We start from the raw sequence: 15670 nt of genomic DNA, 5'->3' as shown, positions 1-15670 counted from the left end.
AGCCTAAAAGCCGACGCTAACACGCTGCAGAATCATAATCACCCGCATATGAACTGCCTCCCATTTCTTGGACATAAGAAATGGGAGGCAGTTCAAAAAGAAGAGGCGGTTTTTCTGTGTATGAACTGCGTGACGTATAACATACCTGCACTTTTGGTAAAATAAATTCTGTATCTGTCTCTTCGGAGTAAGAAAAGGAGCAACTGTGGCTAATCATTTTCGCACTGATGAGCAACAGGAGTCCTCGTTTGATGACCGTTTTGGGGTAATTTCTCAGGATGATCTGAACCAGCTTGACCAGCAAGACGTTGTAGCTGATCAAGTTGAAACTCAGGACTTTTCTGCTGATGTGCCAGTGGCCCAGGCTGCTGAACCTGTAACAACTGTATCTGATCCATTTGCTTCTGGAGCAGAAGCTGTACACGTGGTAACTGCTGAGCAGCAAAACAACCCTGAGCAGGCACCTCTTGATCGTGCAAAGTTTTTTGCAGATCTAGCTCAAGATGCACCTAAGGTAGAGCGTACTGGTACTCCAACCATTTCTTTCAAGAACGCTTCGCTTGTGTATCCATCGCAGCCAAACCGTCCAGCACTTGATAACATCAGCGCTGATATCTACCCAGGCGAGTTTGTCTTTGTAGTTGGACACTCTGGTTCCGGTAAGTCATCTCTCTTGCGCCTTATTACGCGCGAGCAGAAGGCAACTCATGGACAGGTTATTGTTGCTGGTCAGGATCTTACGCGTATGCGTAACTCCAAGGTTCCGTATCTGCGTCGCCAGATTGGTACCGTCTTCCAGGACTTTAAGCTGCTTCCAGACAAGACCGTCTATGAGAACGTTTCCTTTGCACTTGAGTGCATTGGCAAGCCCCGTCCTGTTATTGATATTCAGGTTCCAGAGGTTCTGCGTCTGGTAGGTCTTAGTCAAAAGATGAGCGCTTACCCAGACCAGCTTTCTGGTGGTGAGCAGCAGCGTGTTTCTGTTGCTCGCGCAATGGTTAACCGCCCACCACTGCTTATCTGCGACGAGCCTACGGGTAACTTGGACCCAGCAATTTCTCTGGGCATTATGAAGCTTCTTGACCGCATTAACCGTGCGGGCACTACGGTTGTAATGGCAACACACGATCGCGAGATGGTTGACTCTATGCGTAAGCGCGTTATTGCACTTGAGGCTGGTCACATTGTCCGCGACCAGGAGAAGGGAGGCTATGGTTACTATGGGGCTCTCTAATTTTGGATATTCTCTGCATGAGGCCGGAAGCCACTTTAAAAGGAACTGGTCTACCGCTCTTGGTGCAATCGTAACCATCTTCTTGTCATTGTTCATTATCGGTCTGTTTATTCTTGGCTCTGCTCTTATCGAGAACATGGTAGGAAGTGTCGAGAACCGCGTTACTATCCAGGCGTTTCTTTCGGATGACGCAGATCAGGCTGCAGTAACTGCTTTCCAGCAAGAAGTTCAAGGCTGGGATACGGTTGAGTCTGTAACTTATAAGAGCAAAGAGCAGGCTCTTGAGGAGTACCGCACAACCATGAGTTATCGCAATGCTTCTGATGCGGTTTCTGCTCTTGATGGCCAGAATCCAATTCCTGCATCTCTTGTGATCAAACTCAAGGATCCTAAGGATGTTCAAGACGTTGCCCAGCGCATTGCTTCTTCATCATCTTTTGCAGCCATTGCGGATAATAAGAGCAATCCATCCGGTGATGTTCAGTATGGTCGTGAGACCGTTGAGCGCCTGTTTAGCGTAACAGCATACATTCGTATTGGCGCTATTGGCCTTGTTGGACTTCTGGTGTTTGTTGCCTTTGTCTTTATTAACAACACCATTCGCCTTGCTATTAACGCTCGCCGTCGTGAGATTGCAATCATGCGTTTGGTTGGTGCATCTAACGGCTTTATTCGCGGACCATTCCTTATGGAAGGCGTGCTTGAGGCTCTTATCGGTGCTCTTCTCGCCATTGTCGTTTTGGTTGTTGGAGCTCACATGCTTCTCCCGGTTATGGCAGAAAGCATGACCTTCTTGACCTTTGCTATTCCAACAACGGTCATGCTGGGTATGAGTGGCCTTTTGCTGCTCTTAGGTTTGCTTCTGGGACTCTTTGGCTCTGCTATTGCTATGGGTCGCTATCTGAAGGCATAGCAACTAAGCAACCTGGTACTTCAATTGTCAAAGTGAAGTATCAATTAAGAAAGTTTTTTGCATAAAGATTGCAAGGTAAGACCTCGTGAATACCGTTCACGGGGTCTTTTTGCGTTAAACGGTATTTACCAATTTGCAGGTAGAATGATATTTTTAAGGGTGAATTGTTAGGCCACGTACTTGAATAGGGGCCAAGTATGGAGACCAACCTGCACAAATTCCAGGCTTTTACTTCCGCGGCATATCACAGTAGCTTTACGGTGGCGGCAGAAGAGCTGGGATGCACTCAGTCGTCTATTAGTCGCATGGTGGCAAGTCTAGAAAAAGAGTGGGATGTCCGCTTGTTTAACAGGCATGGTGGCTATGTAAGTCTGACTCCTGAGGGAAAGACGCTTTTGCCTGTTGCAGAAGAGGTGTGCCAGGCATACAGCAAGTTGAGCAATCAAGTTAATCGCGTCAGTGCCATTGAGATGGGCAACCTTGTTATTGCGGCACCTTCGAGCTTTCTTTCACGAACACTGCCTGGTCATCTGAAGAAGTACATGACTGACCATCCAAACATCAAAGTTGAAGTTATCGAATGCACCTACGGCGAAGCCCTGCGTCTTATTAGCAAGGGTAAAGTGGATATTAGTTTTACTATGACCCGCGCAACTGAGCAGGGATTTACTTCAACTTTATTTGATCATGATGAGGTTATTGTTGTTTCTCAAAAGGGACATTACGAGAAGAACCTTGAGACAATTCCTGTTAAGCGTCTTATTGAAGAGCCCTTTATTGTTGATATTGAGACAGCTCCTCTGCTTCAGAAGCAACTCAAAAACGCACGCATGACGTTTGCGTCATCGGATTCGTTCACCATTATGTCCATGGTAGAGTCGGGTCTTGGTGTAAGTTTGTTGCCACTTGAGGCAACAAAAGGTACAAATTTTGATATTGACGTACATCATCTGGAGACTCCCGTACATCGTAATGTCTTTATTACACATCGTGTAAAAGGCGAGATGTCGCGTACTACAGAAGAGTTTTTAAAGTATTTGAGTTAAAGATTGATGCATAGTTGTGTACGTTAACTATTTGAAAATTGCATAACTGTTATTAGATTTTGGTAAAGATGTAAAAAGATTTAACTACCGCTCGCGGTTGTAGCCTTTACGCTTACGGGTTTATCTGACGCCCAGAGGGCGCTACTTCTTTTTTCAAATGGCTTCGGGTGCAAACATAGTCTCATCAAGTTCTTCGTCCGAGTAATTACGGGAAGGAGTGGGACATGGCAGAAAATGCCGAGGCACCTGAGATGCAAAAGTCGTTGAGTCTATTCAACTTCTTTACCATCGGATTTGGTGCGATCATTGGTACCGGATGGGTGCTCCTGGTAGGCGACTGGATGGTTCTTGGTGGAGGACCATTCCCCGCGATGATCGCATTCGCAATTGGCGCAATTTTCCTTGTACCAATTGGATGTGTTTTTGGCGAGCTTACTGCTGCTATTCCAATTTCTGGTGGCATCATTGAGTACGTCGACAGGACATTCGGCCGCCCAATGGGCTTCTTTACCGGCTGGATGCTCCTTCTGGGTAACGCTCCACTGTGCCCTTGGGAGGCAATTGCTATTTCCACGCTTCTCACCGACCGCTTTGGTGCATTCCCAATTCTTTCTTGGCTGCGCTCCGTTAAGCTCTACACCATCCTTGGTGCAGATGTTTACCTGTGGCCAACAGTCATCGCTCTTTGCTTTGCCATTCTGGTCATCTTCCTTAACTTTAAGGGCGCTGGCGCAGCAGCTAAGCTTTCGAGCTTCCTGACTAAGGCTCTGCTGACTGGTATGATCCTTGCAATGGTTATCTCCTTTGCAACTGGTTCTCCAAGCAACGGCCTCCCACTCTTCTCCCAGGCAACTGAGGTTGCAGGTGGAGAGGGCACAAAGGCTACCAGCTTCTTTGGTGGCATCATTGCAGTACTTGTTATGACTCCATTCTTCTACGCTGGCTTTGACACCATTCCACAGCAGGCAGAAGAGGCTTCTGCTGACCTTGATTGGAAGAAGTTTGGCATCATTCCTGCACTTGCACTTATGGCATCTGGTATCTTCTATCTCATCTGCATCTATGCATTCGGAACCATGATTGACTGGCACGAGTTTGTTAAGTCTTCTGTTCCTGCACTTGCAGTTCTCGAGCGCATCAACCTGTTCTTCTACATTGCAATGCTCATCATTGCAACACTTGGACCTCTGGGCCCAATGAACTCCTTCTTTGGTGCTTCTACTCGTCTGATGCTTGCTCTTGGTCGTAAGAAGATGCTTCCTGAGTCCTTCGCAAAGATCGACCCTAAGTCCGGCGCACCTCTGACCGCAAACATGTTCATGGCTGGCCTGACTCTTGTTGGTCCATTCCTTGGCCGCAACATGCTTGTTCCTCTGACCAACGTTGCTTCTCTCGGCTTCATCTTTGCATGCACCATGGCTGGCGTTGCCTGCCTGCGTCTGCGTCAGACTGAGCCAGACCTGCCTCGTCCTTACAAGGTCAACGGTGGTATCGCAGGCATCCTGGCTGCAATTCTTGCTGGTAGTATCATCATCGGCCTGATGGTTGTTCCTTTCAGCCCTGCAGCTCTGAAGCCAGTTGAGTGGATTATCACCATTTCTTGGATTGTCATTGGTATGGCCATCTTCATGATCTTTGGTCGTCAGTCTGAGAAGGCAGCAGCATAAGTTGCTTGCAAGCTCTAAAGGTTTCATCGGTACGTTGAACTAAGCACGTTATTTGTTTCTTTAGTTTGGATTTTTTGCGCCCAAAAAGGGCGGGTGCAAAAAGATAGTATTTATCATTTACTAGAGGGGGAAAGAAATGAGTAAGATTGCTTTTGTAGGCGGAAAGCTCGTTGACGGCACTGGCGCCGCTCCTGTTGAGGATTCTCTTGTCCTCGTAGACGACAAGAAGATCGCTTATGCTGGTCCTCGCACTGAGGTTCCAGAGGGCTATGAGGTCCGTGACATCCAGGGCCGCACCATTATGCCAGGTCTTATCGATACCCACCTGCACTTCTCCGGCAACCTGACCGACAACGATAACGACTGGGTTATCGAGTCCGTTGCTCAGAAGCAGGCATGCGCAGTCAAGCAGTCCTGGGACGCTCTCTCCCACGGTCTTACCACCGTCTGCGAGATTGGCCGCAATGGTATCGCAATTCGTGACCTCGTTAACATGGGCGTCATGGAGGGACCACGTATCTACGCTACTGGCCTTGGCTTCTGCCGCGTTGCTGGTCACGGTGACTGCCACCAGCTCCCACAGGAGATTTCCAAGAATGGTCACCCATGGGGCGATCAGGTAGACGGTCCTTGGGATCTTCGTAAGGCAGTTCGTCGTCGTCTTCGTGAGAACCCAGACGCAATCAAGATTTGGGCTACCGGTGGCGGTATTTGGCACTGGGACTCCGGTCGCGATCAGCACTACTGCTACGAGGAGATCAAGGCAGTTTGCGACGAGGCAGCAATGGTTGGCATTCCTGTTTGGTCACACTCTTACAACAGCTTCTCCGCAGCTTATGACTCCGTCCGTTGCGGCTGCGAGCAGATGATTCACGGCTTCGAGCTTGATGCAAAGACCATGGATCTTATGTGCGAGCAGGGCACCTTCTTTACTCCTACCATCGGCTTCCTGCCAACTTGGTACGGAACTTATCCACCAGAGTGGACTCCAGAGCTTGACGCATTCCCAGGCGATACCGTCGTTGAGAAGGGTCTCAACCGTACATACGAGAACCTCCGTGCTGCTAACGAGCGCGGCGTCACTCTCACCATCGGCTCCGACTCCTTCAGCTTCGTAACTCCTTACGGCTATGTCACCATCGATGAGATGTATGACTTCGTTGAGAAGGCTGGCGTTACCATTCTTGAGACCATCAAGGCTGCTACCCTTAACGGCGCTAAGATGGTTCACCACGAGGATGAGTTTGGCTCCCTCGAGGCTGGCAAGCTTGCTGACCTCCTGGTTGTCAAGGGCGACGTTGCTGCTAACATCCGCGACCTTACCCCAGATAACATGGAAGTTATCATGAAGGAAGGCAGCGAGGTTATTCGCGGCACCTTCTAAGAGGTAAACCAATCCTTTCTGGAGCCCCTATGCAGTCTCTGCATAGGGGCTCTTTTTTGCGTACAGGGATGGCGAGAAACCCGTTGAGGGCTCCGACGTCTATCCGTCGAGATGTTCGTCGAGAAACCCGTCGAGATCTTTAGAACTTCTCGCCTTATCTGTGCATCGTCTATCACAAGGCACTTTAGGGTACATATCAGAAGATTCATTGGGTCAGCGCAAAAGGCGCTGGCTTCTACCTACAGGAGGATTTTTGGCTAGAAAACGCATACATAAAGGAAGCCGTCGTCAGGGACGTGCAAAAGTCTCAAAGCGACCATCGGCGTTGCTTACAGGCACGCTGAGTCTTTCTCGCCCAGGAGTTGCTACCGTAAGCACCCCTGAGGGTACGTATGCGCTGGCAAAGCACGGGATTCATGAGGCAATGCACGGAGATGAGGTCCAGATTTCGCTGGTCTCGGCCAAGGGAAAGACTCCTCTGGCTAACGTGCGCTTTGTGCTTACGCGAGCTACTCAGACGTTTTTGGGTATCTACCACGACGCCGGTCCACTTGGCGCTGTGGTGCCGCTGGATAGTCGCATCCAGCGCGATTTCTTTGTGCTTCCCGAAGATCCTTCTGTTGGGCGTCATTACGTTTTTGAGGGCGACGTGGTTGTCGCGCGCATCACAGAGTATCCAACGCGTAAAAGCGCTGCTGTAGTCACTATCGAGCGCCGCGTGGGATCAGCCGAAGATCTGGACATGAACGTTGAGGCAACTATTGCTTCGTATGGTTTGGCAACGGAATTTCCTATCAAGGCGCTGAGACAAGCCGAGAAAATCTCCGTTGACGCAGATAAAGCCCTTGCAGAAGACGCTTCAAGACACGATTTGCGAGAAGAGCTGTGCATCACCGTAGACCCAGCAGATGCTAAAGATTTTGATGACGCCGTTGGCGCGCGCAAGCTTGAAGACGGTGGCTTTGAGCTGTGGGTTCACATTGCAGACGTGGCTCACTATGTGAGCTGGGATTCTCCCATTGACCTGGAAGCTCGCATGCGCACCTGCTCGGCATATTTAGTGGACCGCGTGTTGCCCATGTTGCCAGAAAAGCTTTGCAATGACGTGTGTTCTCTGCGACCAGCTGAAGATAGGCTGGCCATGTCGGTAAAGATGAAGCTGAGCAACTCAGGCAAGATTCTTGGCGCAACGGCTATGAATTCCGTCATTCGCTCACGAGCAAGACTCAGCTACGACCAGGTAGATAGCTATCTGCAAGGAGACGCTACAGCGCTTGACTCCACCGCGCCTAAGGACGATGCTGGCGCAATCAAAGAAATGATTACCGTGCTCAATCAAATCAGAGCACTAAGAGAAGAAATTCGCGAGAAACGCGGTTCGGTAGATTTTGAAAGCGTAGAGACGCGCGTAGTGCTTGACCAGGATAACAAGCCTATTGGCGTGTCGGTGCGCGAGCGCACTCAAGCAACGGGACTCATTGAGGAAGCAATGCTTGCAGCCAATGAGAGCGTCGCGCACATGCTCAGCCAGCATGACCTAGAGTCGGCATATCGAGTGCATGAGCAGCCTTCTCCAGAGTCACTTAAGCTTGCGGTTACTCCACTTGTGGCGATGGGCGCACTTGAGCCAGATGTTGCGTCTCGTATTGCCATTGGCGATCAGACGGCATTGCAAGAAGCGGTGGAGTCGGTCCACGGTACACGTTATTCTCGCGTGGTAAATGCACAGCTGCTCAGAGCCCAAAAACGAGCCATCTATCTGCCAACCAACCAGGGTCACTTTGCCCTAGGGGCGGATGCGTACTGCCACTTTACCTCGCCAATCAGACGCTATCCCGACGTGATAGTACATCGTACGCTCAAGCGTTTGCTCCGCGGACAGACGGCGTCTCACGCAGAGCTCAGCGCGCTTCCAGATATCTGCAGCACCTGCTCTGAACAGGAGCGAAAGGCAGATACAGCAGCTCGTGCGACGCAAAAGATCAAGCTGGCTGAGTACTATCAGAGTCGTCTGGGAGAAGAAACGTGGGGAACCATTGACGGCTGCGAGCGCTTTGGCCTGTTCATTACGCTGGACGATACCTACGCCGACGGGCTTCTCGCCGTGAGGGATTTGGGTCACGAATGGTATGTATATGATCAGGAGACTCTGGCGCTGATAGGGGAATCAACAGGCAAAACGTATCGTATTGGTGGACGTGTGCGCGTGAAGATTTCTGGCGTAAATGTGGCTCGTGGTCAGATTGATTTGGCACTTGTGGAATAATAAGCAGGTAGATTACGTGCGGGTTTATGAAGTACCCGCACAGATAATTGCATGATTGATATTGAATGATAGGTGAGTAAGATGGCACTTTCGGCACTTTCAGATGAGCTGATGCGCGCTGAAGGCATGATGATGCAGGACCAGAACGAAGAAGCCCTTGAGCTGCTGCTTCGTTTGGCTGAAGACGCTGAGGAATATGTGGATTGCAACTGTCAAACCACAGATGAGGTGCAGTATTTTGCGTTCCCCACGCTGTTTGACCGTTTAGCGTATAGGCGCGTGGAGAACGACCCTCGCAAGCTTGAGGACGTTCATGAGCCGTTTGATCGCCTGTACGGAGACCTTGCAATGGCTTACGTGCGTACTGGCGATTACGAAAACGCCATGAATGCGCTGAAGACTGCCATTCGTTGGAATCCAATGAACTGCGGATTTAGGCTTGATTTGGCTGACCTGTTTAAGATTGCAGGAGATATTCGTGAGCATATTGCCCTAACATTTGGCGTCTTTGAGCGCGCAAGCGAGGCAAGGCATCTGACCAGGGCGTTTTTGAACTTTGCTGCGTGGTTTGAGGCTCAGGGTAGGCTTGAGCAGGCTGCAGCATGTCTGAGGGCTGCTCGTCGCTTTGAAGTCAAGGACGGTGCTCTTGAGGCTGCGCTTGACCAAGCTGCAGGCACCCCTAAAGACCCTGATGGTCTTACCGATGAAGAGGCAAACGACCTGCTTGAGGTAGAGGGTCTGCCAACAGGTGCCAACGCCGAGATTGCGGTTTGCCTGCTGATGTGTGCGCAGGATTGCGCCGCCATGGGCGACGGAGCTACCGCAACTGAGATGACCATTCGCGCTCGCGATCTTGTGGGCGAGCAGGCGGCTCTTACGCTTCTGCAGCTTGTCCGCGACGCCGCAATCTCCGAAGGCTTCACCGCAGGTGGCAATCCCGTATCTGCTGACGCGACAGGCAATGCATCTGGCAAGAAAACCGATGCAGCTGAAACTTCAGATGGGGAAGGCAAGTAAGTATGGCCGAGACCCAGGGAAAACAGCAGGGTAAGAAGTCGATTGCGCGCAATCGCTCAGCTCGTCATGAGTACGAGATTGGCGAGACCTTTGAGTGTGGCCTGGTGCTTACTGGCACCGAGGTCAAGAGCCTGCGCGAGCGTGGCTGCCAGCTGACCGACACGTTCTGCCTCATTCGCGACGGCGAGGCGTGGATTCACGGCATGCACCTGCACCCGTACACAAACGGTGGTGTGTGGAACGTTGACCCAGATAGAAAGCGCAAGCTGCTGCTTCACCGCAGGCAGATTGACTATCTTGACGGAAAGCTTCGCCAGAAAGGTTTGGCGCTGGTTCCGCTTGAGATTTACTTTGACGAGCATAACCGCGTCAAGTTGCTGATTGCGCTTTCGCAGGGTAAAAAGCTCTACGACAAGCGTGCGTCTGCGGCCAAGCGTGATTCTGACCGCGAGATTCAGCGAGCTCTCAAGGAGCGCAGCCGCTAGTAGCGCGTCGCTGTCTCACGCGAGCGCATCGCCGGAAGCGGCTGGCGCTCGGAGCACGCCGAACTTCTCGCCAAAATATTTTCATGCGAATTTTATGAGAATCATTCCTATTTTCGGAATAATGTTTTAGAATCACTCAAGGTTTGTTACTATCTGTATGAGCATTTAACCGCGGATAAGGGCCACGGTTAGTTGCCATCCGCGTTAATTGCGCGAATAGAAGGAAAAGCGCGTCAGCGCTTGGAGAGAGGAATAAAAATGGCAGAGACTACTTACAAGTTTGTTTGCACCGTTTGTGGCTATGAGGTCGAGGTCGACACTCCAGAGCTTCCTGAGGACTATGTTTGCCCAGTTTGCGGCGTTGGTCCTGAGATGTTCGAGCTCGTCGAGGAGTAAACTCCCCCACAAATTAGTCAGATAGGTTATCTGTGCAAGATTGCACTTTGGTAACCTCTTTGATGATCACCCAAACAAAATCGTAAAAGCGATGTAGCATTTAACCTGCATCGCTTTTCGTATACGCCTGCGTAATATGTGCCGTGGATGTACGCAATGTGGTTGGAGTGGTTTTGAAGCACGCGTTACAAATGTCAGATTCGGTGGAAGTTGCTGCATTTTTGGCCTTCTCAGGCGGAGTTATGGACGCCTATTCCTACCTGGTGCGCGGCGGTGTTTTTGCCAACGCTCAGACCGGAAACTTGCTGCTTTTGGGCGTAAATCTGACCAGCGGATCGTTTGAAAAGTGCCTCAAATACGCTCTTCCAGTTTTGGCATTTGCTCTAGGTATTGCGGTTTCGTACGCCATTCGAGCTATTGCGCGAGAAGAACATCTGCACTGGAGACAGCTTGCGGTTATCGTGGAGATTGTGCTCCTGAGCATTGTTTCTCTGCTTCCAACAGACATGAATCTGCTGGCAAACAGTCTGACATCTCTTGCATGCGGCATTCAAGTTCAGGCGTTTAGAAAGCTCCACGGACACGCGTTTGCCACAACCATGTGCATTGGTAATCTTCGCGGCGGAACGCAAGAAATAGCCGCATATATGCATACGCACGAGCCTGTTCATATTGAGACCTCGCTGCTCTATTTTGGAACTATTTTCTGCTTTGTAGCTGGTGCGGTGGTGGGTAACTTGTTTATTCCGCTGATGGGCACTCATATGATTTGGCTCTCACCTGCGGCACTTCTTGTGGTTATTCTGGTCATGTTTATTGATCGCGAGAAACAAGTTCTAGAAGCTCACGGTAAGTCTGCAAAGTAAGTCGCAAAAAGCCGAAAAGTAAACCGTAAAGAAACCCACAAAGTAAACCGTTCCCAAAATAGTCATATCTTTTTTGAAAGAATGGCAGTTCATGGGGTATACTCTCTACACTTTGAATTGCAGGCAGCGACACACGCGCTCGCAATTCAGGAACATTGAAAACTGCATGGTGGCAGTTTCTCTCATTATTGGGGGTGACTGGATTCGACAAGGTGAGTTTGCGGTGGGCAGCAAGCCGTGGTCTCCTCGCCACGTAAAACAGGGGTAACGTCAAATTGAATTGACAACACTCTTACTTTTGAGCCTCGTATGGCTCTCGCTGCTTAATTTAGTTCAGCGCGTCTAACTGGGATTTTCTCCTGTTCTCAGGGTGACGTCATTTTAGGGAGATGCTTGTAAGGACGTAGTTGGTATGCCTTACAAAAAGATTGATCCAACTGGAGTACCAAACGCCTGTTACTAAGTGTGCGGTACTTGAGACTTAATTAGTAACTGAGCTTGGAGACACCTGCCTAGGATTTGCTTTGGACCGGAGTTCGATTCTCCGCACCTCCACCATACATTCGTTACTCATGAATGGCGAGAAACCCTGCGATTCATGAGTACTTTTTTAAACGCAACATTGTGTTGCACGTCTGCAAAAAAGCCGTACTCCGATGTATTTGGAGTGCGGCTTTTGCTGTTCATGATTTATTTTTACGTTGGCGTTTGTTTTTTACTCGTTTAGCGGAAAGTCATAGGCTACGGGCAGTTGAGGGGGTAATATTTAGTTAGCAAAATCTAACAAATACCAAAAGGCAAGTTCAGACATCATTTTCTGCACGTATAGTCCATCGCGTTGGTGGATTGCTTTTCAAATCAAATGACGCCGGGGATAGAAAATAGAATCGAGGCGAAGCAATGTCAAAGAGCGCTTCAAAGTTTCAAAAAGTGCTGATGTCGTGGGTGTATCGCGGCAAAGAAATATTTAAGCCCCTTAACACGGGTTCCATTGATGAGCACGTGAGGTGCATACGTGAGTATGTGGCCAATATTTTCTTCTACACTAAAGGCAGTACTACCATCATGATTGACGCAGGGTACAGCTATGATCGCCTGCAAGAAAAGATGGACTGGCTGGGAATTGACCCTAAGGCAATCGAGCATATTCTGATCACTCACCTAGATACCGATCATATTGGCGCAATTGAGTCGGACAGTGACCAGCTTTTCAGTCACGCACAGGTTTATATTGGCGATGTTGAAAATAGGTATTTAACAGGAGAAGTTCGTCGCCGTGTAATGAATGGCTGGTTTAAGCTGCCAAAGGTGATTATTCCAAATAAAAAGACACTTCTGCACGACGGGGAAGTGTTTGAAATTGATGGCATAAAAATCGAAACAATTCTTGTCCCCGGTCATACCTGGGGTCACGTGGTGTACCTGATTGATGACGAATATCTATTCTCTGCCGATACCATCTGGCTGGGAGCAGACGGCGGTTATAGCTTTATCAATAAGCTTGCAGAAGACAATAAACTGGCTGTTGAATCGCTTGCAAAACTTGAGGGTATTCTGCGTGAGCGTGGACTTAATCCCAAAATTATCACCGGGCATACAGGCTGGGCAGATGACATCAACTTTGTCTTTGCTCATACCGATGAGGTGTGTAACGTCAACAAACCAGTCAAAGTTCATGACCCCAAAGCTCCCTACGACGCATATGACGAGCGTGATGATATTCGTGAAAGTGCAGTTAGCACGCCGCTTCTGCCCTGTAATAGGTAATGCTGAAGCAACGGAAACATACGATAATCGCATGTCAGGACTCTGTCAGAAATGGCAGAGTCTTTTTGTGCCATTAGAAAGAAGTTAAAGTTTTTAGAATTTCTCGTTGACATATTCTACAAGTGGAATTACTATCTTAGTAAGATATTCAACAAGTGGAATATAAGGAGATGAGAGATTTGCTGAAGCAGGGAATTCTTGGTCTCTTGAATTATGGAGATATGTCCGGCTACGAGATTAAAACTATCTTTCAACAGTCGCTTAATTACTTCTGGACTGCTCAGACAAGCCAGATCTATAGAGAGCTGCAGGCGCTAGAAAAAGATGGCTGGGTCACCGCAACGCTGGTTGCCCAGAAAGGAAAGCCGGATAAGAAGGTTTTCTCGATAACTGAAGCCGGTAAAGAGGAGCTGAACAGGTGGCTGAGGGAAGACTCTCAGGCCTCGGTGCTGCGCATTCCGCTTTTGATGCAGACGTTTTTTAGGGGCGAGTGCTCCTACGAGGAAAACCTTGCGTTCTTTAAACGAATCGCAGATAACGCCTCGTCGTTTCCTGGCGGAAGTGAGCTAGCAACGGGCGCAGTAGCCGCTTATGCAGCGCAAATGGGTGACCCAGAGAAGGCGTTGTTCTGGAAATTTACTATCGAGTACGGCAAGATGCACGAGGAAATGCTTAGAGCATGGAGCGAGAAGTGCATGAAGGAGCTGGAGGCGCAGCATGAACATTCTGCTCATTAATGGCAGTCCCAAGGGTAAAGCCAGCAATTCTCTGCGTCTTGCAAAGAGCTTCATCGAGGGTATTTCCGAGCAGCACGTCAATGAAGACGTGACTGTTGAGCAGCTCAACGTTGCCACCATGGACATCAAGCCTTGCAAGGGATGCTTCCACTGCTGGAAGAACACGCCCGGTAAGTGCATTATGTCGGACGACGAAGAAACGGTCATTCAAAAGCAGCTTTGGGCCGATCTGGTTATTTGGAGTTTCCCGCTTTACTACTTCAACGTGCCTGGACTGCTGAAGAACCTTATTGACCGCCAGCTCCCCATGAGTCTGCCCTTCATGAGCGACGCAAAGAGGGGATATGGAAGTGGCGCTCACGAGTCTCGCTACGACATGTCCGGCAAGAAGCACGTTCTAATCTCTACCTGCGGATTTTATTCGTCAGAGGGTAATTACGACAGCGTTACCAAGATGTTTGATCACATTCTTGGTCAGGGCACCTACGAGAGCATTTTCTGTGGTCAGGGCGAGCTCTTCCGCGTAAAGGAGCTTTCTGCACGTACCGACCAGTACCTTGCGCTTGTCAAAAAGGCTGGTACTGAGTATGCCAAGGGCGGCATTTCTAGTCAGACACGGGCCGAGCTCAAAGTTTTGCTGTATCCAAAAGAGATGTTTGAGCAGATGGCGGACGCAAGCTGGGGAATTTCTCGCGATACAAGCACTCAGAGCAGCACAAACGCTGGCGAGAAACCCGTTGAGCAGGTGCCGTTTGACCATATCTTCACCTCCCAGATGGCGGCTTTGTACGACAAAACGGCTTACGACGGAAAAGATCGCGTGCTTGAGATGAACTACACCGATCTTGGTCGGAGCTACCAGATTCTGCTGGGCAAAGACGGCAGTAAGGTCTTTACTAACGGTAGCCTCACTACCACCACAAAGCTCAACACTCCGTTTGAGGTCTGGCAGTCTATTTCTCGTGGCGAGATTAGCGGACCAGAGGCGCTGGGTAAGCATCTGTATACCGTTGAGGGCGATTTTTCCTTCATGATTGATTGGGACAAGTATTTTGGTCCTACGCCTGGTAGTTCAACTAATGCTGCGCAGGACGCGTTGGCTAAAGAAGCGGGCAACGCACAGAAAAATCCGCAGATGATTACGATGCTGCTTCCTTGGATTACCTTCTGGACCGCAACGTCGTTTGACTCTCAGGTTGGCGCCATGATTACGCTGCTTGTTACTGCTTTGATGCCGCTTATTATGAGGAACTTCAAGTTCACCATCTGGGACAGAATTTCATTTGCTCTGGTCGGAGCATTGTCTGCGGGCGTTTTTATGAGTGGAAATGGCGACAGTAATCTTATTGTCAATTTGGGTTACCTAGCTTTTGGCCTTATGTGGTTGGCTTCGTGCCTGACCAAAGAACCTCTCTGCGCTGCTTACGTTAAGTACAGCTACGGTGGGGATAGTGCTTACAACAATCCGCTGTTCATGAAGACAAATTATATTTTGGCTGCATGTTGGGGCGCTATGTACGTTTTAACTGCCATTTGGAGCTGGTTTGCAGTTCAGAATGGAGTGGGCGGCATTTTGGTTGTCGTGAACAACCTGGTTCCTATTGGAATGGGCTTGTTTACTGCGTGGTTCCAAAAGTGGTATCCAGCTAAGATGGCAAGCGGAAAGTAAGCAATTCAATCCACTACAAACTCCTACACATCAAAAGAGAGGTAGTTCATATGCGGGTGATTATGATTCTGTAGCGTGTTAGCGTTGGCTTTTAGGCCTGGCCCACAAAATAGCGCAGCTTTGGTAGGTTCTGCCGAAGAATCGACATGTTCCTAATCAAGATAGCTAGGCAGCTAGGCGGTCGCACTGCCTGATATGCATCTCTATGCATAAACTTCATCTA

13 protein-coding genes and 1 other RNA gene are annotated in these 15670 nt (G+C 49.4%); all 14 read left to right on the top strand.

Going from position 1 to position 15670, the window contains the following annotated elements:
• Positions 1-205 precede the first annotated feature (205 nt).
• The 14 genes from ftsE (at position 206) to HMPREF1492_RS02635 (ending at position 15447) form a co-directional block, all read left to right on the top strand.
• Positions 206-1234 carry a cell division ATP-binding protein FtsE gene (gene ftsE, locus HMPREF1492_RS02695; protein ID WP_035435665.1) on the top strand — a complete coding sequence of 343 codons (1029 nt, stop codon included), beginning with the start codon at positions 206-208 and terminating at the stop codon, positions 1232-1234.
• The gene (gene ftsX / locus HMPREF1492_RS02690; RefSeq protein ID WP_035435664.1) at positions 1212-2147 is read left to right on the top strand and encodes a permease-like cell division protein FtsX; all 936 of its coding nucleotides are present in this window, start codon (positions 1212-1214) and stop codon (positions 2145-2147) included. Before ftsE ends, ftsX begins: the two co-directional genes overlap by 23 nt.
• 197 nt (positions 2148-2344) lie before the next feature.
• Positions 2345-3193: a LysR family transcriptional regulator gene (locus HMPREF1492_RS02685; protein ID WP_035435663.1), complete on the top strand. Its 849-nt coding sequence runs from the start codon at positions 2345-2347 to the stop codon at positions 3191-3193.
• A 224-nt stretch (positions 3194-3417) separates the two neighbouring features.
• On the top strand, positions 3418-4860 hold the full coding sequence (locus tag HMPREF1492_RS02680) for an APC family permease (protein WP_035435662.1): 1443 nt from the start codon (positions 3418-3420) through the stop codon (positions 4858-4860).
• A gap of 136 nt (positions 4861-4996) precedes the next feature.
• The gene (locus HMPREF1492_RS02675) at positions 4997-6244 is read left to right on the top strand and encodes a metal-dependent hydrolase family protein (RefSeq protein WP_035435661.1); all 1248 of its coding nucleotides are present in this window, start codon (positions 4997-4999) and stop codon (positions 6242-6244) included.
• A 253-nt stretch (positions 6245-6497) separates the two neighbouring features.
• Positions 6498-8510 carry a ribonuclease R gene (gene rnr, locus HMPREF1492_RS02670; protein ID WP_035435660.1) on the top strand — a complete coding sequence of 671 codons (2013 nt, stop codon included), beginning with the start codon at positions 6498-6500 and terminating at the stop codon, positions 8508-8510.
• An 81-nt stretch (positions 8511-8591) separates the two neighbouring features.
• Positions 8592-9527, top strand: a complete 936-nt coding sequence (locus HMPREF1492_RS02665; protein WP_035435659.1) for a tetratricopeptide repeat protein — start codon at positions 8592-8594, stop codon at positions 9525-9527.
• Positions 9528-9529: 2 nt separating this feature from the next.
• Complete coding sequence (gene smpB, locus HMPREF1492_RS02660; protein ID WP_035428410.1) at positions 9530-10012, top strand: SsrA-binding protein SmpB; 483 nt, start codon at positions 9530-9532, stop codon at positions 10010-10012.
• A gap of 258 nt (positions 10013-10270) precedes the next feature.
• Positions 10271-10408, top strand: coding sequence for a rubredoxin-like domain-containing protein (locus tag HMPREF1492_RS02655; protein WP_035431550.1), 138 nt, complete (start codon positions 10271-10273; stop codon positions 10406-10408).
• A 167-nt stretch (positions 10409-10575) separates the two neighbouring features.
• Complete coding sequence (locus tag HMPREF1492_RS02650; RefSeq protein WP_232215594.1) at positions 10576-11274, top strand: YoaK family protein; 699 nt, start codon at positions 10576-10578, stop codon at positions 11272-11274.
• A gap of 190 nt (positions 11275-11464) precedes the next feature.
• Positions 11465-11832: a transfer-messenger RNA gene (gene ssrA / locus HMPREF1492_RS07385) on the top strand.
• A 342-nt stretch (positions 11833-12174) separates the two neighbouring features.
• Complete coding sequence (locus HMPREF1492_RS02645) at positions 12175-13041, top strand: MBL fold metallo-hydrolase (RefSeq protein WP_035435657.1); 867 nt, start codon at positions 12175-12177, stop codon at positions 13039-13041.
• Between the two features lie 170 nt (positions 13042-13211).
• Positions 13212-13778 carry a helix-turn-helix transcriptional regulator gene (locus HMPREF1492_RS02640; protein WP_232215593.1) on the top strand — a complete coding sequence of 189 codons (567 nt, stop codon included), beginning with the start codon at positions 13212-13214 and terminating at the stop codon, positions 13776-13778.
• Positions 13759-15447, top strand: a complete 1689-nt coding sequence (locus tag HMPREF1492_RS02635; RefSeq protein ID WP_035435655.1) for a flavodoxin family protein — start codon at positions 13759-13761, stop codon at positions 15445-15447. The genes HMPREF1492_RS02640 and HMPREF1492_RS02635 overlap by 20 nt, the downstream gene beginning before the upstream one ends.
• The last annotated feature ends 223 nt before the right edge of the window (positions 15448-15670 follow it).

The organism is Atopobium sp. BS2 (assembly GCF_000565075.1).
GTDB lineage: Bacteria > Actinomycetota > Coriobacteriia > Coriobacteriales > Atopobiaceae > Lancefieldella.
Note: the sequence above shows the minus strand (reverse complement) of the source record. Positions and strands in the feature narration are given on the sequence as shown.